This is a genomic window from uncultured Eudoraea sp., assembly GCF_947258525.1.
Taxonomy (GTDB): domain Bacteria; phylum Bacteroidota; class Bacteroidia; order Flavobacteriales; family Flavobacteriaceae; genus Eudoraea.
In genome coordinates, this window is record NZ_CAMYIP010000197.1 from 13,930 (window position 1) to 34,884 (window position 20,955).

Here is a 20,955-nt window from a genome sequence, read left to right on the forward strand (position 1 = left end):
CATTGCTTTTAAATATGAGGATGAATACGTATTGGAAAAATTCAATCTTTATGTTCCAAAGGGCAATACCGTGGCCCTGGTAGGCCAGTCCGGTAGTGGCAAAAGTACTATTGCAAACCTGGTAACAAGGTTTTATGATATCAATGAAGGCGAAATAAAAATAGACGATACCAATATTAAAGACCTCACTAAGAAATCATTAAGGGATCTCATAGGATTGGTGACACAAGACTCTATTCTATTCAATGATTCGGTAAAAAACAATATTAGTCTTGGTAAGGAAAATGCAAGTGATGAAGAAATTGAAGCTGCTGCCAAAATTGCTAATGCGCATGATTTTATAATGGAATTGCCCAGGGGTTATGACACTAATATCGGAGATAGTGGTAATAAACTAAGTGGCGGCCAGAAACAACGTCTCTCCATTGCAAGGGCCGTTTTAAAGAATCCTCCGGTTATGATTATGGATGAGGCCACCTCTGCCCTGGACACTGAAAGTGAAAGGCTGGTGCAGGATGCACTGGAAAAAATGATGCGCAACCGTACCTCTATTGTTATCGCTCACAGATTATCTACTATACAAAATGCGGATACTATTGTCGTATTACAGAAAGGAAAGATTGTAGAGCTTGGGTCGCATAAAGAATTGCTGAAAACAAGTGGTGTTTATAAAAACCTGGTAGATATGCAAACGCTGGGTGTAATATAAATTTCAAATGTGATTAAACCTTTTAATTTCAACGCAGTCTTAAATAAATAAGTATTTGCTTTGATCGCCGAAGAAACCTTAATAGAAAATTTAAAGCAGAAAGATACCCAGGCCAAGGCCTTTGAGGTGTTGATTAACACCTACAAGGAGCGTCTTTACTGGCATATCAGGCGAATTGTGCTTAATCATGACGACACGGATGATGTGTTGCAAAATACTTTTATTAAGATTTTTAGAAATATTGAAAAATTTAAAGGTGATAGTAAGTTATATTCCTGGATGTACAGAATTGCTACGAATGAAGCACTCACATTTCTTAAGGTAAAGTCTAAAAAATTAGGTGTTGATAATGAAGAATTACAAGAAAGAATGGCCAATAATTTGCAGGCAGATGTGTACTTTGAAGGTGATGAAATACAATTGAAGTTGCAAAAGGCGATTGCACTATTGCCGGAAAAACAAAAATTGGTATTTAATATGAAGTATTTTGAAGAGCTAAAATACGAGGAAATATCTGAGATATTAGAAACCTCGGTAGGTGGCCTAAAAGCTTCCTACCACTTAGCTGTAAAAAAAATTGAAGCCAGTTTAAAAGGAGAAGAATAAAAGAAGTAATGCTTATTTAATATATTTAGGTTTGAAGTAAATTAAGAATATAAAAGTTAAATTATTAAAACCTGGGAATATTAAACCTTTTAAGACATTGAGAGTCTAACAATTAGGATGGGTAAAAAAAGAAAAAATAGTGGATTTAAGGCCCCAAAGGGTTACTTTGAAGGTTTTACAGATGATCTTTTAGACAAAATGTCAAAAGAGACTTCAAGTCTTCCGAAGGAAGATGGATTTGCTGTGCCGGAAAGCTATTTTGATAATCTGAATAAAAAGATCTTAGATAAGGTATCTGAAAAGGAATCAAAGGTTATCAGGCTCAAACCCTACAGAAAATACTTTTATGTAGCAGCCTCAGTGGCCGCAATTTTGATATTAGTTCTAAGCATTCAACGGAGTGGTAAAAGTAGTTTTACTTTTGATGATCTGGCCAGAACGGACATTGAAAATTACCTTGAAGAAAACGAACTGGGATTAAGCACTTACGAACTGGCTGAGGTGTTACTAATAGAAGAATTAGAAGTAAATGATATTCTTAATAGTGAACTGGATGATGAAAACATCATTGATTACCTTGAGGATAACATTGATGATATTGATGAATTAAATTTGGAGATCGATGAATAAATTCGGCAAAATATGGGTATTTGCAATGCTGTTTCTTACCATTGCACTAGTGTCGGGTCAGGGCAGGCCGGGAATGGATAAAATTAAATCGCTTAAAGTTGCATTTATAACAGAGCGCGTAGGTCTAACGAGCAATGAAGCGACTATGTTTTGGCCGGTTTACAATGAGCATGAGGAAGCCCTGGCGCAAATTCGCAGAAAGGAACGTGCGGATATCAGGAGCAAGATGATGGATTTTGAGAACTTAAGTGAATCTGAGGCAAATAGACTATTAGACCAACTTATTGAGCTGGAGAGGGAGAAACAAGAGCTTAATGTCTTATTCTTGTCAAATATTCGTGAGGTTATTTCACCTAAAAAAACCTTTCTGTTAATTAAAGCGGAAGAAGATTTTAAGAAAAGACTGTTGAGACAAATTCAGCAAAGGAGACAGGGAGGCGGTTAAATTATAGAGTCAGATTGAATTCCGGAGGAAACCAAAAGGTTTCCTTTTTTTTATGCATAAAATCAATATTATCCCCTTTTTATTCCAATAATCCATAATCTTTTTAAAATAAAATCAATCCTTAATTAAACCTTTACTTTAATTGATAGTCTTAGCTATATAATCAATAAAAAAAGAAGTTATGAAAAGTTTAAACCTATTAGTAATCACGATTTTATTAATTGGCGCAACTTCAGCGGTAACAGCTCAGCGTACTGTTAAAGTTTATCCAAGACATGGTACCGTTGTTACAAAATTATACCAACCACGACTTGTGGTTCACAAAGGAGTAAATTTTCATTTTTCCAATGGAGTATGGTACAAAGCAAGGGGGAGAAAATATGTTGTGTGTGCGGCTCCTGTAGGAATTAAGGTGAGAAAACTTCCGGTTGGAAATAAAGTAGTTGTATTAAGCGGTAGGAAGTATTATACGTACAATGGAGTTTTTTATAAGAAAAAAGGTCGTAACTATATTGTAGTGAATGTATAGTTAGGATAGTTTTGATTTGGTTGCCACGTTAAGTGGTTAAGTTGTTGGTGAATAAATAGGGAAGTTTAAATACTTCCCTTTTTATTTGAAAGTAAGTTTAGCTATGCGATTTCTTCCTGCCGCATAGGCCACAGAGTCATTCTGGAATCGCATGGTATAAAACCCTTCTTTCGAAATTTTCTTCCAATTCTTCCCCTGATCACTGGAATAGGAGATTCCGGTAAATCCTATGGCCACAATCTCCTTCCCTTCAGAATTGGGAACAAACTGAATACAGCTCTTATAACCGGGTTCCTGATTATTGGCAAGCAGCTGCCAGCTTTTACCTCCATCAAGACTGATTGCCTTATTAGCCATGCGCTTCTCAGGCTCTGTATAATCGCCTCCGATGGCAATTCCCAGTGAGTTATCGTAAAAATCCATGGAGTAAATTCCCTGAGTAGGTTCTTCCTTAAGGATCGGAGTTTGGAAAACCTCCCAGGATAACCCTTTATCGCTTGTGTAATAAACACGTGCCTGGGTGGTTCCTACCCAGGCCTTATTTCCCTGAACTACAATATTAGTATTACTTGCAGCAAAAGCTCCTTCCCCTTCAGGCGCCTTAGGCAATTGGGGACAAGAGAGTTTATTCCAGCTATTACCCCCATCTCTGGTGATAATTATAGAAAGACAACCGGCCATACTATCGCCTATGGCTATACCCTCTTTATCATTCCAAAAAGCCATAGAATCATAAAAAACGCTCTCCCCTTCTTCTGTATAAACCAGCTCCATACTTCCTTTATCCCCGGTTTTATACAAAAGAGCAGGGTTCGCAACTGAGAGCATAAAAAAATCGGTAGCGGTATGTGCAATTGCCCTAAATTCAGGCAAAATACTATCATATTTTTGGATATTTGTCCTTACAGTCTTTGTTTGCAGGTCAATTGTGCCAAAAACACCTTTGTTGGCTGCAAAGCCCAAACTGCCATTCATAAGTTCAATGGCCCGTACACTCAGCGAATCCTCATATAGGACCTCAACTTTGACCTCAGTATAATCAGGCCTTTCAAGGGTTTGCTCGCAGGAATAAATTATAAATAAAATGGTGATCAAGATAATATTGCGCATGCGTAAATGTAGGTATAAAACCGGATTTATAACCTGTAGAAAAAAACGATCACCTTACATAAACCAGCCCTCTCTCAAAAATTGGAATGCACATAAAGATATATTGAATCGAGAAATGGCGCCTTATGCATAAAGTGAAATCAACTAGTTAAAAATTAAAAGCAATACCTTTGCCACCTAATTTTTACAGATGCGGTTACATAGAAATTTGGTGTTTGCGGTTGTAGATGCCCTAAACCTAATATTTAATGAAGGAGAATATGCCGATAAGGTAGTAGAAAAAACTTTAAAGCACGACAAACGCTGGGGCTCAAGAGATAGAGGTTTTATTGCCGAAACCACCTATGATATAGTCCGCTGGAAACGCCTTTATTCAGAAATTGCTGAAGTTGGTGCTCCCTATTCCAGACCTAACTTGTTCCGCCTGTTTGCCGTTTGGGCAGTACTCAGGGGCATTCAATTACCAGATTGGAAACAAATCGAACACACTCCGGCCAGACGAATTAAAGGAAGGTTCGATGAACTTTCCAAAATAAGAAAATACAGAGAATCGATCCCGGACTGGATAGATGATTTGGGTGCAGATTCATTGGGCGAAGAACTATGGACAAAGGAAATTGCAGCATTGAACAAGCAGGCACAGGTAGTCCTCAGGACCAATACGCTTAAAACGACTAAAAACAAATTAATAACTATTCTTCTTGATGAAGGAATTGGGACAGATCCAATTGAGGGTTATGCGGATGCACTCGTGCTAAAAGAACGAACTAATGTGTTTAAAACCAAGGCTTTCGCAGATGGCTTTTTTGAAGTGCAGGATGCCTCCTCTCAAAAGGTTGGAACTTTTGCACAGGCAGAACCGGGATTGCGGGTGATAGATGCATGTGCAGGAGCAGGTGGTAAAACTTTGCATTTGGCTGCTCTTATGCAAAATAAAGGGCAGCTGATTGCTCTTGATATTTATAGTAATAAATTAAAGGAACTGAAGCGAAGAGCTAAGAGGGCCGGGGCACATAATATTGAAACAAGGCTTATTAGCACTAGTAAAGTCTACAAAAAATTATATTCCAGTGCAGATAGAGTGCTTATAGATGCACCTTGCACTGGTCTGGGGGTACTAAGACGCAATCCGGATGCAAAATGGAAATTACAGCCAGAATTTCTGACTAAGATTACAAAAGTTCAGCAGGAAATATTGAGGACTTACAGTAAAATGGTCAAAGAAAAAGGTAAACTTGTCTATGTTACCTGTTCTATTTTGCCTCAGGAGAATAAAGAGCAGGTGAAACAATTTTTAGGTTCCGATGAAGGAAAAGAATTCTCACTGGAAAAAGAGGTGAACATTTATGCCTCCGAAAGTGGATTTGATGGATTTTACATGGCAAGACTGGTACGAAAGTAATGAACAATTCCGTTTGAAAACTGTTTACTCTTCTCTTAAAAAAACCGGTAATTATAATGTAAATTTGTGCTTTGGTAAACCTAATATGTAAAACGTTCCATGATTCATTTCTTTGGAGACCTCAGCACAAAAGTATTTGCAGTTCAAACTAACCAACCACTTTCCAAAATAGACATTGAGAAACTTGGTTGGTTATTTGGAAATCAACCCTATTTGAATGTGGCGTCTGTAGACGCCTTTTTTGTTGGACCCCGGGCAGCTATGATAACTCCCTGGAGTACAAATGCAACCGAGATCACTCAAAATATGGGCATTACGGGAATTATCAGGATTGAAGAATTTAATCCTGTGGATGAAGACAATACAGATTATGATCCGATGCTCTCCCAAAAATATAAGGGATTAGATCAGGAGATTTATACTATTGAGGTGGAACCACATCCAATCCTCGAAATAGCTGATATTTCCAAATACAATAAGGAAGAAGGGTTGGCGCTCAGCCAGGATGAAGTAGAATATCTGGAGGGCTTATCAAAAAAAATAGGCCGGTATTTAACAGATTCTGAGGTTTTTGGTTTCAGTCAGGTAAATTCTGAACATTGCAGGCATAAAATTTTTAACGGAACCTTTATTATTGATGGAAAAGAAATGCCATCCTCACTATTTAAGTTAATAAAGAAAACAGCTCAGGAAAATCCGAATGAAATTGTATCGGCATATAAAGACAATGTGGCTTTTGTTAAAGGGCCGAAAGTTGTTCAATTCGCTCCGGAAACTTCTGATAAACCAGACTATTACAAGGAAAGTGAGTTTGAATCTGTTATTTCACTAAAAGCCGAAACCCACAACTTTCCAACGACTGTAGAGCCTTTTAATGGAGCAGCGACGGGTTCAGGGGGTGAGATTAGAGATCGATTGGCTGGAGGAAAAGGCTCATTGCCCGTAGCCGGAACAGCAGTATATATGACTTCTTATTCTCGCCTTGAAAAAGACAGGTCATGGGAGAATGGAATGCAGGAAAGACCGTGGTTATACCAAACTCCAATGGATATTCTTATTAAAGCTTCCAACGGAGCTTCTGATTTTGGCAACAAATTTGGTCAACCCTTAATATCAGGATCCCTTTTGACCTTTGAACATGAGGAGCATTCCAGAAAATTGGGATATGATAAGGTTATCATGCTTGCCGGGGGCATAGGCTATGGCAAAGCAGACCAGGCTTTGAAGGGAATTCCGAAAAAAGGAGATAAAATAGTGATACTTGGGGGCGACAATTACCGCATAGGTATGGGTGGCGCAGCCGTATCAAGTGCCGATACGGGAGAATTTAGTTCTGCTATAGAATTAAATGCCGTGCAACGGTCTAACCCGGAAATGCAAAAGCGTGCAGCCAATGCAATACGCGGTCTTGTAGAAAGTAAGGAGAATCCCATAGTTTCTATTCATGACCATGGTGCGGGTGGCCATTTAAACTGTTTATCCGAACTGGTGGAAGAGACAGGAGGTAAAATTGATCTGGACAAGCTCCCTATTGGTGACCCTACACTTTCTGCCAAGGAAATTATAGGTAATGAATCTCAGGAACGGATGGGGCTTGTTATGGGTACTGAAAATATGGACTTGTTACATAGAATTGCAGACAGGGAACGCAGCCCTATTTATGATGTAGGAGATGTTACCGGAGACCATAGATTTACCTTTGAATCTGAAACAAAAGGTATTAAACCAATGGACCTTGAACTTTCCGATATGTTTGGCAGCTCTCCTAAAACGATCATGGATGATATTACAGTTGACAGGAAATATCAGGAAACAGCTTATAACATAGAATTTATTCATGACTATCTGGAACAAGTGCTTCAGCTCGAAGCCGTTGGTTGCAAGGATTGGTTAACAAACAAAGTAGACCGATGCGTTGGTGGCAAGGTGGCCAAACAACAATGTGCCGGACCTTTGCAATTACCTCTGAATAATTGTGGTGTAATGGCTCTGGATTTTAAGGGCAAAGAAGGTATAGCAACTTCTATTGGTCATTCCCCTATAAGCGGATTAATTGATCCGATAGCGGGTAGCAGGAACAGTATTGCCGAAGCCCTTTCAAATATTGTCTGGGCACCACTAAAAGACGGCTTAAAATCTGTTGCACTCTCTGCTAACTGGATGTGGCCCTGCAGAAATGAAGGAGAAGATGCCAGGCTGTATGAAGCCGTTAAAGCAATATCAGACTTTGCTATTGAACTTGGGATCAATGTACCCACGGGCAAGGATTCATTATCCATGAAACAAAAATACCAGGATGAAGAAGTTATTGCCCCGGGAACCGTAATTATTTCAGCAGCTGCAAATTGCTCAGATATTACTAAGGTAATAGAACCTGTATTTCAAAGTAATGCCGGAAGTATTTACTATGTAAACATCTCTCAGGATGCATATGAGCTGGGTGGGTCTTCTTTTGCTCAAATCCTTAATAGAATTGGTGATAAGGCTCCTTCAATAAAAGAATCTGCTTATGTTGTAAATCTATTTAACACCTTTCAGGAATTGATAAAGGCCGGACAAATTGTCGCCGGCCATGATATATCTTCAGGAGGATTGATAACCACACTTTTAGAAATGTGTTTTGCAGATACAAATTTAGGCGCATCTCTTAATTTAAGTGAGTTGGGAGAAAAAGACACGGTAAAACTGTTATTTTCTGAAAACTCAGGACTGGTCTTTCAATCGAAAGATGATTCTGTGGAATCTAAAATGGCGAAGGCGGGAATAGTTTTTAAGAAAATAGGAGAAGTTATCCGGCAACCGGAATTGAGCCTTAAAAATCAAGAAGTTGAATTAACTTTTAATATTGACCGTTTACGCGATATCTGGTATAAAACATCTTATCTCTTAGACGACAAGCAAACTGCTGATAATCTGGCAAAATCGAGATATGAAAATTACAAGAAACAACCTCTGAATTTTGTCTTTCCGGCTTATTTTCATAATGATCGGCCAGAAAGAACAACAGAAGAGGTAGAGCGGCCGAAGGCAGCCATTTTAAGAGAAAAAGGGAGTAATTCTGAACGTGAAATGGCCAATGCAATGTACCTTGCCGGATTTGATGTCAAGGATGTGCACATGACAGATCTTATTGCTGGCCGTGAAACTTTGGAAGACATGCAATTCATAGGCGCTGTTGGCGGTTTCTCTAATTCTGATGTTTTGGGTAGTGCAAAGGGCTGGGCAGGTGCTTTTAAATACAATGAAAAAGCAAGACAAACGCTTCTTAACTTTTTTGAGAGGTCTGATACTTTGTCCGTCGGAATATGTAACGGGTGTCAGCTTTTTATGGAATTAGAATTAGTGAATCCCGAACATGAAGTTCATGGTAAAATGACCTTTAATGATTCGCATAAGCATGAAAGCAGTTTCACTTCAGTGAAAATTGAACCTAATAATTCGGTCATGCTTTCTTCACTTTCAGGAACTACGCTGGGAGTATGGATATCACATGGAGAAGGGAAGTTTAGTCTTCCATTAGCAGAAGAGGATTATAATATTGTGGCTAAATACAGTTATGTTGACTATCCCTCTAATCCCAATGGAAGCGATTTTAATACTGCTATGATGTGCGATAAAACCGGAAGGCATTTAGTGACCATGCCGCATATTGAGCGTTCTATTTTTCCTTGGAACTGGGCCTATTACCCCAAGGATAGAAACGATCATATATCACCTTGGTTAGAGGCGTTTATGAATGCCAGGAAATGGATTGAGAAACAAAACTAAAGAGCATGATTATTCGCAGGGCCAAACAAGCTGATTTATCTGCGATCGTAGAACTTTTAGCCAATGACGAATTAGGCAGGTTAAGGGAAAGCTTTAAAACGCCGTTACCGGAGCTGTATTTAGATGCATTTGATAAGATTAATTCGGACCAAAATCAGGAACTGGTGGTAATGGCAAGTAAATCTGGTTCCATAGTAGGCACTTTACAACTAAGTTTTATACAATATCTAACCTACCGGGGTGGAATAAGAGCGCAGATAGAAGCCGTAAGGGTTCATGAAAATTACAGGAATAAAGGAATTGGACAGGAACTTATGGAATGGGCCATAGAACGCTCCAAACAAAAAGGAGCACATTTAGTGCAACTTACAACAGATAAAAAAAGAAAGTCAGCCTTAAAATTTTATGAAAAACTAGGCTTCATTGCATCACATGAGGGCATGAAACTTCATTTACGCTAAATTATAGTCTTATCCTTTAAGAATACATTTTATTGTCAGATTATAAAATATTAAGGTCTTTTTTTAGCAATACTCCTTTATAATACCATTCCCTTTTCTTATTTTGCAATTACCATTCAGAAACTTAGTATGCAAAATATAACCCGTCTTTTTGATTTCCCATATTATCAATTGGAAAAATTTAATCTCGACAAATCCCTTAATACCAAATATGATGGAAAGTGGGTTGCCACATCTACACAAGATTATGTGGATAAGGCTAATGCTGTGAGCAGGGCACTATTGCGGTTAGGCGTAAAACCCAATGATAAGATTGCATTGATTTCCATGACTAATCGGACTGAGTGGAATATAATGGATATAGGAATTTTACAATTAGGAGCGCAGAATGTACCTATTTATCCAACAATTTCTGAAGAGGATTATGCTTATGTGCTTAACCATTCTGAATGTGTTTACTGCTTTGTCTCCTGCAGTGAAGTTTATGAAAAGGTTAAGGCAGTGAAATCTAAAGTTCCTTCATTAAAGGAAATATACTCCTTTGATGAACTCGGGAACTGCAAGAACTGGAAAGAAATATTGGAACTAGGTAAAGACGAGTCCAATCAGGTTGAAGTTGATAAGCTTAAGGACTCCGTAAAACCCGAAGACCTGGCCACATTAATTTATACTTCTGGTACCACAGGAAGACCAAAAGGAGTTATGCTCTCCCATAATAACATTGTGAGCAATACTCTGGAAAGTTCATTCAGATTACCCAGTGAAGACGGTGCAGGAAAAGCCGTTAGTTTTTTGCCTGTTTGTCACATTTATGAACGTATGCTGATGTATCTGTATCAGTATAGGGGTGTTTCTATCTATTTTGCTGAATCATTGGAAACAATTAGTGAGAATTTAAAAGAAGTTGAACCCCATGTAATGACGGCTGTTCCAAGACTTATTGAAAAGGTCTATGATAAAATAATTGCAAAAGGAGCGGACTTAAAAGGTATTAAGAAATTCTTGTTTTTTTGGGCCGTAAAAGTTGGGCTCAGATACGAACCCTATGGTCAAAACGGATGGTGGTATGAAAAACAACTTAATCTGGCCCGTAAATTAATTTTTAGTAAATGGAAAGCAGGTCTTGGTGGAAATCTTGACCTCATTGCATCGGGAAGTGCAGCTTTACAACCCAGATTGGCAAGAATCTTTAACGCAGCTGAAATGGGACTTATGGAAGGCTATGGACTCACAGAAACATCGCCGGTTATATCGGTTAATGATATGCGAAATAATGGTTTCAAAATAGGAACCGTAGGTAAGCCTATAGGACGCACTGAAGTTAAAATTGAGGCAGATGGTGAGATTTGTGTAAAAGGGCCACAGGTAATGATGGGCTATTACAGAGATGCTGAGAAAACCGCTGAAGTGCTAAAAGATGGTTTTTTTCACACAGGTGATATTGGCGAATTAGATGCTGATGGCTTTCTGAGGATTACAGATCGCAAAAAAGAAATGTTTAAAACTTCAGGTGGGAAATATGTGGCACCTCAGGTATTGGAAAACAGATTTAAGCAATCCAGATTTATTGAACAGATTATGGTTGTAGGGGAAGGTGAAAAAATGCCCTCAGCTCTTATTCAACCCAATTTTGAATTTTTAGGGGAATGGGCTGTCAGACATAATATTGAACTGGGAACCGATGCCGAAAGTGTAGTTAATCCAAAAGTTCTGTCCAGATTTCAGGAAGAAGTTGATCATGCCAATGAAAAGTTTGCTAAATGGGAAAAAATAAAACAATTTAGACTTACGCCTGATGTTTGGAGCGTAGACGAAGGACACCTCACTCCTACTATGAAACTGCGCCGAAAGATTATTAAAGAAAAGTACAAAGACCTCTACAACCAGATATATGGACGTGAGTAGCAAATCCTCCCTCTTACTCTGAGAAGAACTACTCAATTTTTCCAATTTTATTTTTTAAAAGCGATAGGCTATTCTTTAAAATTTATTATGCATGCATAATAAATTTTTATATCTTTGAGGAACAATTTAAGATTTCATGAAGGATATAACAATAGATTATGCCTTACGTGCTACCTGGCAATCCGTTGCCAGAATGTACAATGAGGAAGCCAAAAATTTTGGAACAACAATGGCCGTTGGTTTTACGCTGTTGAGTATAGATCCAAAAACCGGCACACCTTCTACATCACTTGGCCCCAAAATGGGAATGGAGGCCACCAGCTTATCCCGTATACTAAAGAGCATGGAAGAAAAAGGGCTAATTACACGGAAACCTAATCCGGAAGATGGCCGCGGCGTTCTAATATATCTTACACCTTTTGGTCTTGAAAAACGAGAAGATTCGAAAGATGTTGTTCTGCGCTTTAATGAAGTAGTAAGGCAGAATGTTAGCGAGGAGGAACTGAACAACTTTTTTAAGGTTATGGAAACCATAAACGGACTTATTTCCGAGAAAAAAATATATAGTAGGAACACTAAACTAAATAATAATCACCATCAATGAATAAGCATATTAAAAAAGTAGCTGTCATAGGTTCGGGTATTATGGGCAGCGGAATTGCCTGTCACTTTGCAAATATTGGAGTTGAAGTCCTGTTGTTAGATATTGTTCCCAGGGAACTTAATGAAAAAGAAAAATCGAAAGGGCTTACACTTAAAGACAAGGTTGTAAGAAATAGAATTGTCAACGATTCGCTAGGCATTGCATTAAAATCCAAACCATCACCTATTTATCATTCAAAATTCGCCAGCAGAATTAAGACGGGAAATCTTGAAGATGATATTTCCAAAGTAGGACAAGTTGATTGGATTATTGAGGTTGTTGTGGAACGTCTTGACATAAAGAAAACGGTTTTTGAAAACCTTGAAAAACATCGAAGTCCCGGTACGCTTATTACCTCTAACACCTCCGGTATTCCTATTAAATTTATGAGTGAAGGGAGAAGTGATGATTTTCAGGAAAATTTTTGCGGTACTCATTTCTTTAATCCTGCTCGCTATCTTAAACTTTTTGAAATTATTCCGGGCCCAAAGACGAAACCAGATGTGCTGGACTTCTTAAATAGCTATGGCGAAAAATTTCTTGGAAAAACATCCGTAGTTGCAAAGGATACACCTGCATTTATTGGTAATAGGATTGGGATTTTTAGCATTCAAAGCTTATTTCACATGGTTAAAGAGCTTGGGCTCACAGTTGAAGAAGTAGATAAGCTAACCGGTCCTGTAATTGGCAGGCCAAAATCTGCAACCTTCAGAACCGTAGATGTGGTAGGCCTCGACACTTTGGTACATGTGGCAAACGGAATCCACGAAAATTGCAAGGATGATGAGCGACATGAGCTATTTAAGTTACCGGAATTTATCAGGACAATGTCGGAAAACAAATGGCTGGGAAGTAAAACGGGCCAGGGCTTCTATAAAAAGGTAAAGTCCAAAGAAGGGAAAACTGAAATTCTTAGCCTGGATCTGGATACCATGGATTACAGGTCAAAAAAGAGAGCAAATTTCGCCACCCTGGAAACTACCAAGTCCATTGATAAAGTTATTGATCGTTTCAAAGTATTGGTTAACGGTAAGGATAAAGCAGGTGACTTTTACCGTAAAAGCTTCGCTGCACTTTTTGCGTACGTTTCGCACCGCATTCCCGAGATAACTGATGAATTATATAAAATTGATGACGCCATGAAAGCCGGTTTTGGTTGGGAACACGGACCATTTCAGATATGGGATGCTATTGGTTTGGAAAACGGGCTCAAAATGATGGCAGATGAGGGTCATAGCCCTGCATCATGGATTAAGGAACTTACGGACTCCGGGGCCTCTTCATTCTACAGTGTAAAAGATGGGGCTACCTATTTTTATGATATCCCCCGTAAAACCATGGCTAAAGTTCCGGGGCAGGATGCTTTCATTATTTTGGATAACATAAGAAAATCTAATGAAGTTTTTAAGAATAGTGGAGTAGTCATAGAAGATCTTGGTGATGGAATTCTGAATGTAGAATTCCAATCTAAGATGAATACTATTGGCGGAGATGTATTAGCGGGTTTAAATAAAGCTGTAGACCTGGCCGAAAAGGATTTTCAAGGGCTCGTTATAGGTAATCAGGCAGCAAACTTTTCCGTAGGAGCCAATATTGGAATGATATTCATGATGGCAGTGGAACAGGAGTATGATGAATTGAATATGGCAATTAAATACTTTCAGGATACGATGATGCGCATGCGATATTCTTCTATTCCAACAGTCTCTGCTCCTCATGGAATGTGCCTTGGTGGAGGATGCGAGCTATCACTTCATGCCGACAAGGTTGTTGCAGCTTCAGAGACTTATATAGGGTTGGTTGAATTCGGTGTTGGAGTAATTCCGGGAGGTGGAGGTTCTAAAGAAATGGCATTAAGAGCATCTGACACATTCAGAAAGAATGATGTAGAATTAAATGTATTACAGGAATACTTTCTAACTATTGGAATGGCTAAAGTATCCACCTCAGCATATGAAGCGTATGACCTGGGAATCCTTCAAAAAGGAAAAGACATTGTTGTTGTAAACAAAGATCGTCAGATAGCAACAGCCAAGTCACATGCAAAACTTTTAGCTGAATCAGGGTATACGCAACCCATAAAAAGAAAAGATGTAAAGGTTTTGGGTAAACAGGCTCTGGGCATGTTCCTTGTAGGTACGGATTCTATGGAAGCCGGAAACTATATAAGTGAACACGATAAAAAAATTGCAGATAAACTGGCATATGTAATGGCCGGAGGAGATTTATCTGAGGCAACTCTTGTCAGTGAACAATACTTGCTCGATCTAGAACGAGAGGCTTTTTTATCACTCTGTACGGAGAGAAAGACATTAGAACGAATTCAGCACATGTTAAAAACAGGTAAACCACTTAGAAATTAAAAAAATGAAAACAGCATATATCGTTAAGGCTTATAGGACAGCGGTTGGTAAAGCGCCAAGAGGGTTATTCCGTTTTAAAAGACCTGATGAGTTGGCAGCGGAAACCATCGCTCATATGATGAAAGAGTTGCCACAATTGGATAAAAAAAGAATAGATGATGTTATAGTAGGTAACGCAATGCCGGAGGCCGAGCAAGGGCTCAATATGGCTCGTCTGATATCTTTAATGGGTTTAGAAATAGATGATGTTCCCGGGGTTACTGTAAACCGATATTGTGCCTCTGGTCTGGAAACCATTGGTATTGCAACGGCTAAGATTCAGGCAGGAATGGCTGATTGTATCATAGCGGGAGGATCAGAAAGCATGAGCTATATTCCAATGGGAGGATACAAGCCAACACCCGATTACGAAATCGCTAAAGAGGGGCATGAAGATTATTATTGGGGTATGGGATTAACGGCAGAAGCGGTTGCAAAGCAATTTAAGGTTTCAAGAGATGATCAGGATGATTTTGCGTACAACTCCCATATGAAAGCGTTAAAAGCGCAAAAAGAAAACAAGTTTCAGGAACAAATTGTACCTATTGAAGTGGAACACACCTTTGTTAATGCTGCTGGTAAAAAAGAAACCAAAACGTACACTGTGAATAAGGATGAAGGTCCAAGGGCAGACACTTCCAAAGAAGTTCTCGCCAAATTGAGACCTGTATTTGCCGCGGATGGCAGTGTAACCGCAGGCAATTCTTCACAAATGAGTGATGGTGCAGCTTTTGTTATGGTGATGAGTGAAGAAATGGTTAAAGAATTAAAATTAGAGCCAATTGCCCGTTTGGTAAATTATGCCGCCGCGGGAGTAGAACCGCGTATCATGGGAATAGGTCCTGTAAAGGCAATCCCAAAGGCATTAAAACAAGCCGGTTTAAAGCAGGATGATATTTCATTAATTGAGCTTAATGAGGCTTTTGCATCTCAATCTCTCGCTGTACTAAGGGAGTTAAATCTTAATCAGGATCTTGTTAATGTAAATGGAGGAGCCATTGCACTTGGTCATCCCTTAGGTTGTACCGGAGCTAAACTTTCTGTGCAATTATTTGATGAAATGCGCAAACGCGAGATGAAAGGTAAATACGGCATGGTAACTATGTGTGTGGGCACAGGCCAGGGTGCAGCCGGGATTTATGAATTTTTAAATTAATAACATTAAAAAAATATAAAATGAGTACCGAAACAATAAACAAGGATATCTTACGTGGCGGTCAGTTTTTAGTAAAAAAAACAAATTGCGAAGATATTTTTACGTTAGAAGATCTGACCGAAGAGCAAAAAATGATGCGCGAAAGTACCAAGGATTTTGTAGATCGTGAGCTCTGGGCGCATTGGGAAAAATTTGAAAAGAAGGATTATGCCTATACTGAAGAGTGTATGCGCAAAGCCGGTGAATTAGGATTGTTAAGTGTCGCTGTTCCCGAAGCATATGGAGGTTTGGGCATGGGATTTGTCTCTACAATGCTGGTGTGTGATTATATCTCCGGAGCTACAGGTTCTTTTAGCACAGCTTTTGGAGCTCATACGGGTATAGGTACTATGCCAATAACCCTATATGGTACAGAAGAGCAAAAAAAGAAATATGTGCCCAAACTGGCCACAGGTGAATGGTTTGGAGCTTACTGCCTTACTGAGCCAGGTGCCGGATCAGATGCAAATTCGGGAAAAACCAAGGCTGTTTTATCCAAAGACGGGAAGTATTATCACATAAGTGGTCAAAAAATGTGGATTTCCAATGCGGGCTTCTGTAAGTTGTTTATTGTTTTTGCCAGAATTGAAGATGATAAAAACATTACAGGTTTTATTGTTGAAAATGATCCTTCTAATGGTATATCTATGGGAGATGAAGAAAAAAAGTTAGGCATTCACTCCTCCTCTACCCGACAAGTATTTTTTAGTGATACGAAAGTACCCGTTGAAAATATGCTTTCTGAGCGCGGAAATGGGTTTAAAATCGCAATGAACGCGCTAAACATTGGAAGAATAAAGCTAGCTGCAGCTTGCCTTGAAGCGCAGAGGAGAGTGCTTGGTGAGGCTGTAAATTATGCCAACGAAAGGATTCAATTCAAAACGCCGATCATAAATTTCGGGGCTATTAAGGGAAAGGTTGCTCAAATGGCCGTGAATGCTTACGCAGGAGAATCTGCCTGCTACAGAGCTGCAAAGAATATTGAAGACAGGATAGCCGTACGTGTAGCTGAAGGCAATTCTCACCAGGAGGCCGAGCTTAAAGGTGTTGAAGAATATGCCATAGAATGTTCAATACTCAAGGTGGCGGTTTCTGAAGATGTCCAACAAACCTCAGATGAAGGCATTCAGATCTTTGGTGGAATGGGCTTTAGTGCCGATACCCCTATGGAAAAGGCCTGGAGAGATGCCCGTATATCACGTATTTATGAAGGAACCAACGAAATAAACAGGATGTTAGCGGTTGGTATGCTGGTTAAAAAAGCAATGAAAGGCCATGTAGACCTATTAGGACCGGCAACAAAGGTGGCTGAGGAGCTTATGGGAATACCATCTTTTGATGCTCCGGATTATTCTGAGCTCTTTTCCGAAGAGAACGATATGATTGCAAGGCTTAAGAAGGTATTTCTGATGGTTGCCGGAAGTGCCGTGCAAAAATTTGGCGCGGATCTGGAAAAACACCAACAAGTGTTATTGGCTGCATCAGACATCTTAATAGAAATATATATGGCAGAATCTACCATTCTCAGAACAGAGAAAAATGCCCGAAGATTCGGAGAAGAAAATCAAGCGACGCAAATTGCAATGTCAAGGCTTTATCTGTACAATGCAGTGGATATAATTATTCAAAAAGGCAAGGAAGCAATTGTCTCTTTTGCAGAAGGTGATGAACAGCGAATGATGCTTATGGGATTAAAGCGGTTCACAAAATACACCAATCAGCCTAATGTTGCTGCACTTAGAGAACAAATAGCAGATAAGGTAGCTTCAGATAACGGTTACACTTTTGACTAATTGAATTCAATCTAATTTGAAATAGAAAAACCGCTCAATTGAGCGGTTTTTTCATTTAACAACATGGTATTTACTTTTATATGATCAATTCAATTTAGAACACCATAGGTTTCAGAGTAGTTTAACATCTGCTCTTCAAAACTTGCAGGTTGCATTACATTAACTTCAATAATTTCACCTTCGTCATTAGTAGTCGGAACTAGTACAGGATTTACAAAACCACTATAGGGAGCAGACTTAAATTGTACATTTCTATCCAAAACTTCAGCGTGCAAGGCCTGGTCAACTTTAACTCCATACCCTTCTACTAATTCCTCGGCGGCTTTGAAGTCACCTTCAGACTTTATCCTTTGAGTTTCACGTAATAATTCTCCAAATAATTCACGTAATGCTTGGTAATCATTGATGTTGTAATATGTTTTACCATCCCTGTTTAATTTTTCTATTACATTATCGGCTTCACCTTTTTCAAATGCCCATGCCGATACCCACTGCCTGTTCACCATATGATCTTCTTCTATATCATCCCCTAATTCAATTCGTATCAATTGTGTTATCAGACCATTTCTTATATATCCATCGTAAGAGGCTTTGGCTGTTTCTTCCCAGTTTTCTACAAGACCCAATTCCTCTAACTTAGGATCCATAATAAAATAGAGTCCAATCAGGTCTGCTCTACCCTCTTCTATGGTTGATCTGTAATTCTTTAATGTCTCCTTGGGTTGACCAACACCAGGATTTATTTGTCCTGAAGCATGACCTATTACCTCATGCAATGCTGTATGTAATTTATCTGCCAGTTTACCATATTTTTCTTCAAGCCTGATCTCCTCTTCATCATTGGCAAATTCTTTTAATCTACCACTCCCTCCTGCATTATTATATGCATCAACTATATTTCCCAAAGACACAGACTTACTTCCATGCTGCTGGCGTATCCAATTATTATTAGGGAGGTTTACCCCGATAGGCGTACTTGGGGAGGCATCACCGGCCTCTCCTGCAACATTTATTGTCTTATAAGAAACCCCGACCACATTGTCCTTTTTATGCTCTTCCATTAGGGTAGAGTTATCTTCAAACCACTGCGCATTCTCAGAAAGTACAGCCATTTTTCTGGACATATCAAAATCGTTTATTTGAATGATGCTCTCATACGATCCTCTGTAACCCTTAGGATCATTATAAACTTCTATAAAGCCATTTATCCAATCGATATTCCCCTGGGTTGAAGTCGCCCATTCTATAGCATAGGAATCCCATACGTCAAGACTTCCTGTTTTGTAATACTCGATCAGTAATCCTAAAGTTTTGGCTTGTTTTTCATTTTCTGCAACAGCCTGCGCTTTCTCCAGCCATTTAATTACTTCGTCTATAGCCGCACCGTACAATCCTCCCGACTTCCATACCTTTTCAACCAATTTGCCGTTCTCCTTCACCAGTGTAGAATTCAAACCAGTTTCTATTGGCTTGCCTTCCGGGCCTTTGTACGCAGTTTTATAGAATTCCTCCACATCGGCATCGGTGATATCCGGAGCATAGAAATTAACCGCTGAGGAGGCTACATTATCCACGCCTTTCTTTTTATTTACCTTTTTGCCATCCGCCTCATTAAAAATAACTTCAAAAGGCTCTCCTTTAAGTTCTGTATTTGTTTCTGCCAGTAAATAATTCAAATATTCCTTAGAAAAACCGGGTTTTATTTTATCATTGGAGTAATGATGATGAATGCCATTTGAGAACCATACTCGTTTTAAATACACTTCAAATGAGTTCCAGTCATAAGTAGATTTGTCACCTGTATATTTGGTATAAATGTTTTCCAGTGCTTTCCTGATTTCCAGATTATGACGGTAATTCTGATCCCATATAATGTCCCTGCCGGCTAAACCAGCTTGTGTTAAATAATAAACCAATTCTTTTTCTTTTAAGGCGAGTTCCTCAAAACCCGGAACCTGATAACGCAGTACTCTGATGTCTGCAAATTGATCTACTACGTATTCAAATCCCTTATCATTAACTACAACAGTCTCCTCCGGCATTACTTTCTCCTTACAAGACCACATTACTAATATTACAAGAAAACTACTTACAACATGTTTCAATTTCATGATTTTATACCTTTAAATTTAATCCTACAAATTTAGCGAAACATTACGGATTTGTTATACTTGTCACCCACAAGTTTCAATATCTGACATCCATTTTCCTCCCTTTTACAATAAAAAAGTAATGCTTGTTTAACATAGGCTAACTTTATAATTTTAGAGCATGGACAAACAACTTTTAAAGACTGTGTATTCACCCGAGGATTTCAGAGAAAACGCTCATCAATTGGTGGATATTTTAGCCGATCATCTGACTAAAACCATCAACGGAACTTCATCAAAAGTTATTAACTGGGAAGTACCTTCGGAAGAATACAAATTTTGGAATAGCTTTCTTTTGAATGGAAATCCGTCGGATCTTAACAATGAAATCATAAAAAGGAGCATACACTTGCATCACCCTAATTATATGGGTCATCAGATAAGTCCGGTTGCCCCTGTGACCGGTCTCACAAGTTTGTTAAACGCCATTCTTAACAATGGAATGGGTATCTATGAAATGGGAATGGCTCCAACTGCAATGGAGCGTGTTGTAATTGAACAATTATGCAAAGAAATTGGATATAGCCAAAGGGCCAGTGGATTTTTAACCTCTGGCGGAACATTAGCAAATCTTACTGCTATTCTTAGTGCCAGGAAGAAAATAGCGCGGAAAGATATTTGGGAAAAGGGCAATTCAAATAAGTTGGCAATAATGGTCTCCGAGGAGGCACATTACTGCATAGACAGGGCGGCAAGAATCATGGGACTGGGGGAAAAGGGAATTGTAAAAATACCTGTGGATAAAAATTTTGCCTTGAATACAAAATTATTAGAAGATGTCTACAACAAGACTATTCACAAAGGCTATGAAGTTATATCCATTGTTGGAAGTGCACCTTCGACCGCTACAGGTATATATGACGATCTGGATATTCTCGGGGATTTTGCTCTGAAAAAAGGAATTTGGTTTCATATTGATGCCGCACATGGTGGCGGAGCTATCTTTTCATCAAAATACAAATCATTGCTGAAAGGAATGCAAAAGGCAGATTCTATTGTTATTGACGGACATAAAATGATGATGATGCCCTCTATTACCACAGCGTTGTTATTTAAAGAAGGGATTGACTCACATAATACCTTCAGGCAAAAAGCAGATTATTTGCTTCAGGAGTCCATGGAGGAAGATTGGTATAATCTTGCAAAGCGAACCTTTGAATGCACAAAATACATGATGAGTCTTCATTGGTATACCCTACTTAAAATA

16 protein-coding genes are annotated in these 20,955 nt (G+C 38.9%); 14 read left to right on the forward strand and 2 right to left on the reverse strand.

Annotated elements, in window-relative coordinates; genetic code table 11:
- From Q0X89_RS14975 to Q0X89_RS14995, 5 genes are all read left to right on the forward strand, one after another.
- The coding region (locus Q0X89_RS14975; RefSeq protein WP_297695601.1) for an ABC transporter ATP-binding protein at window positions 1-709 on the forward strand (709 nt) is incomplete at its 5' end.
- Between the two features lie 60 nt (window positions 710-769).
- Window positions 770-1,315, forward strand: coding sequence for an RNA polymerase sigma factor (locus Q0X89_RS14980; protein WP_297695604.1), 546 nt, complete (start codon window positions 770-772; stop codon window positions 1,313-1,315).
- A gap of 117 nt (window positions 1,316-1,432) precedes the next feature.
- Window positions 1,433-1,945: a hypothetical protein gene (locus tag Q0X89_RS14985; protein ID WP_297695606.1), complete on the forward strand. Its 513-nt coding sequence runs from the start codon at window positions 1,433-1,435 to the stop codon at window positions 1,943-1,945.
- Complete coding sequence (locus Q0X89_RS14990) at window positions 1,938-2,390, forward strand: hypothetical protein (RefSeq protein ID WP_297695608.1); 453 nt, start codon at window positions 1,938-1,940, stop codon at window positions 2,388-2,390. Before Q0X89_RS14985 ends, Q0X89_RS14990 begins: the two co-directional genes overlap by 8 nt.
- Window positions 2,391-2,571: 181 nt before the next feature.
- Complete coding sequence (locus Q0X89_RS14995) at window positions 2,572-2,919, forward strand: DUF6515 family protein (protein ID WP_297695610.1); 348 nt, start codon at window positions 2,572-2,574, stop codon at window positions 2,917-2,919.
- An 81-nt stretch (window positions 2,920-3,000) separates the two neighbouring features.
- Here the strand turns inward: Q0X89_RS14995 and Q0X89_RS15000 are convergent, their stop codons facing one another.
- Window positions 3,001-4,029, reverse strand: a complete 1,029-nt coding sequence (locus tag Q0X89_RS15000; RefSeq protein ID WP_297695613.1) for an oxidoreductase — start codon at window positions 4,027-4,029, stop codon at window positions 3,001-3,003.
- A 190-nt stretch (window positions 4,030-4,219) separates the two neighbouring features.
- On the opposite strand from Q0X89_RS15000, the gene Q0X89_RS15005 reads away from it, so the two are divergent.
- The 8 genes from Q0X89_RS15005 to Q0X89_RS15040 all read left to right on the forward strand — a co-directional run bounded on the left by Q0X89_RS15005 (window position 4,220) and on the right by Q0X89_RS15040 (window position 17,598).
- Window positions 4,220-5,431 (forward strand): methyltransferase domain-containing protein, encoded by a 1,212-nt coding sequence (locus Q0X89_RS15005; protein ID WP_297695615.1) that lies wholly within the window; start codon window positions 4,220-4,222, stop codon window positions 5,429-5,431.
- A 99-nt stretch (window positions 5,432-5,530) separates the two neighbouring features.
- Window positions 5,531-9,199, forward strand: coding sequence for a phosphoribosylformylglycinamidine synthase (gene purL, locus Q0X89_RS15010; protein WP_297695617.1), 3,669 nt, complete (start codon window positions 5,531-5,533; stop codon window positions 9,197-9,199).
- A 5-nt stretch (window positions 9,200-9,204) separates the two neighbouring features.
- Window positions 9,205-9,660 (forward strand): GNAT family N-acetyltransferase, encoded by a 456-nt coding sequence (locus Q0X89_RS15015; RefSeq protein ID WP_297695619.1) that lies wholly within the window; start codon window positions 9,205-9,207, stop codon window positions 9,658-9,660.
- Window positions 9,661-9,789: 129 nt separating this feature from the next.
- Entirely contained in the window at window positions 9,790-11,565 is a 1,776-nt protein-coding gene (locus Q0X89_RS15020) for a long-chain fatty acid--CoA ligase (RefSeq protein ID WP_297695621.1), read from the forward strand.
- Between the two features lie 136 nt (window positions 11,566-11,701).
- Window positions 11,702-12,169, forward strand: a complete 468-nt coding sequence (locus Q0X89_RS15025) for a MarR family transcriptional regulator (RefSeq protein ID WP_297695623.1) — start codon at window positions 11,702-11,704, stop codon at window positions 12,167-12,169.
- Window positions 12,166-14,571 carry a 3-hydroxyacyl-CoA dehydrogenase/enoyl-CoA hydratase family protein gene (locus Q0X89_RS15030; RefSeq protein ID WP_297695625.1) on the forward strand — a complete coding sequence of 802 codons (2,406 nt, stop codon included), beginning with the start codon at window positions 12,166-12,168 and terminating at the stop codon, window positions 14,569-14,571. The genes Q0X89_RS15025 and Q0X89_RS15030 overlap by 4 nt, the downstream gene beginning before the upstream one ends.
- 4 nt (window positions 14,572-14,575) lie before the next feature.
- Window positions 14,576-15,766 (forward strand): acetyl-CoA C-acyltransferase, encoded by a 1,191-nt coding sequence (locus Q0X89_RS15035; RefSeq protein ID WP_297695627.1) that lies wholly within the window; start codon window positions 14,576-14,578, stop codon window positions 15,764-15,766.
- Between the two features lie 20 nt (window positions 15,767-15,786).
- Window positions 15,787-17,598: an acyl-CoA dehydrogenase family protein gene (locus Q0X89_RS15040; RefSeq protein ID WP_297695629.1), complete on the forward strand. Its 1,812-nt coding sequence runs from the start codon at window positions 15,787-15,789 to the stop codon at window positions 17,596-17,598.
- 89 nt (window positions 17,599-17,687) lie between these two features.
- Here Q0X89_RS15040 and Q0X89_RS15045 read toward each other — a convergent pair whose 3' ends face one another.
- On the reverse strand, window positions 17,688-19,709 hold the full coding sequence (locus Q0X89_RS15045; RefSeq protein ID WP_297695631.1) for a dihydrofolate reductase: 2,022 nt from the start codon (window positions 19,707-19,709) through the stop codon (window positions 17,688-17,690).
- A 160-nt stretch (window positions 19,710-19,869) separates the two neighbouring features.
- Between Q0X89_RS15045 and Q0X89_RS15050 the strand changes: the two genes are divergently transcribed.
- A partial coding sequence (locus Q0X89_RS15050; RefSeq protein WP_297695633.1) for an aminotransferase class V-fold PLP-dependent enzyme occupies window positions 19,870-20,955 on the forward strand: 1,086 nt, incomplete at its 3' end.

Bases quoted from the DNA above. Each gene is read 5' to 3' on its own strand.
- Q0X89_RS14985 (WP_297695606.1), top strand. From the start codon at position 1,433: ATGGGTAAAAAAAGAAAAAATAGTGGATTTAAGGCCCCAAAGGGTTAC.
- Q0X89_RS14990 (WP_297695608.1), top strand. From the start codon at position 1,938: ATGAATAAATTCGGCAAAATATGGGTATTTGCAATGCTGTTTCTTACC.
- Q0X89_RS14995 (WP_297695610.1), top strand. From the start codon at position 2,572: ATGAAAAGTTTAAACCTATTAGTAATCACGATTTTATTAATTGGCGCA.
- Q0X89_RS15000 (WP_297695613.1), bottom strand. From the start codon at position 4,029: ATGCGCAATATTATCTTGATCACCATTTTATTTATAATTTATTCCTGC.
- Q0X89_RS15005 (WP_297695615.1), top strand. From the start codon at position 4,220: ATGCGGTTACATAGAAATTTGGTGTTTGCGGTTGTAGATGCCCTAAAC.
- purL (WP_297695617.1), top strand. From the start codon at position 5,531: ATGATTCATTTCTTTGGAGACCTCAGCACAAAAGTATTTGCAGTTCAA.
- Q0X89_RS15015 (WP_297695619.1), top strand. From the start codon at position 9,205: ATGATTATTCGCAGGGCCAAACAAGCTGATTTATCTGCGATCGTAGAA.
- Q0X89_RS15020 (WP_297695621.1), top strand. From the start codon at position 9,790: ATGCAAAATATAACCCGTCTTTTTGATTTCCCATATTATCAATTGGAA.
- Q0X89_RS15025 (WP_297695623.1), top strand. From the start codon at position 11,702: ATGAAGGATATAACAATAGATTATGCCTTACGTGCTACCTGGCAATCC.
- Q0X89_RS15030 (WP_297695625.1), top strand. From the start codon at position 12,166: ATGAATAAGCATATTAAAAAAGTAGCTGTCATAGGTTCGGGTATTATG.
- Q0X89_RS15035 (WP_297695627.1), top strand. From the start codon at position 14,576: ATGAAAACAGCATATATCGTTAAGGCTTATAGGACAGCGGTTGGTAAA.
- Q0X89_RS15040 (WP_297695629.1), top strand. From the start codon at position 15,787: ATGAGTACCGAAACAATAAACAAGGATATCTTACGTGGCGGTCAGTTT.
- Q0X89_RS15045 (WP_297695631.1), bottom strand. From the start codon at position 19,709: ATGAAATTGAAACATGTTGTAAGTAGTTTTCTTGTAATATTAGTAATG.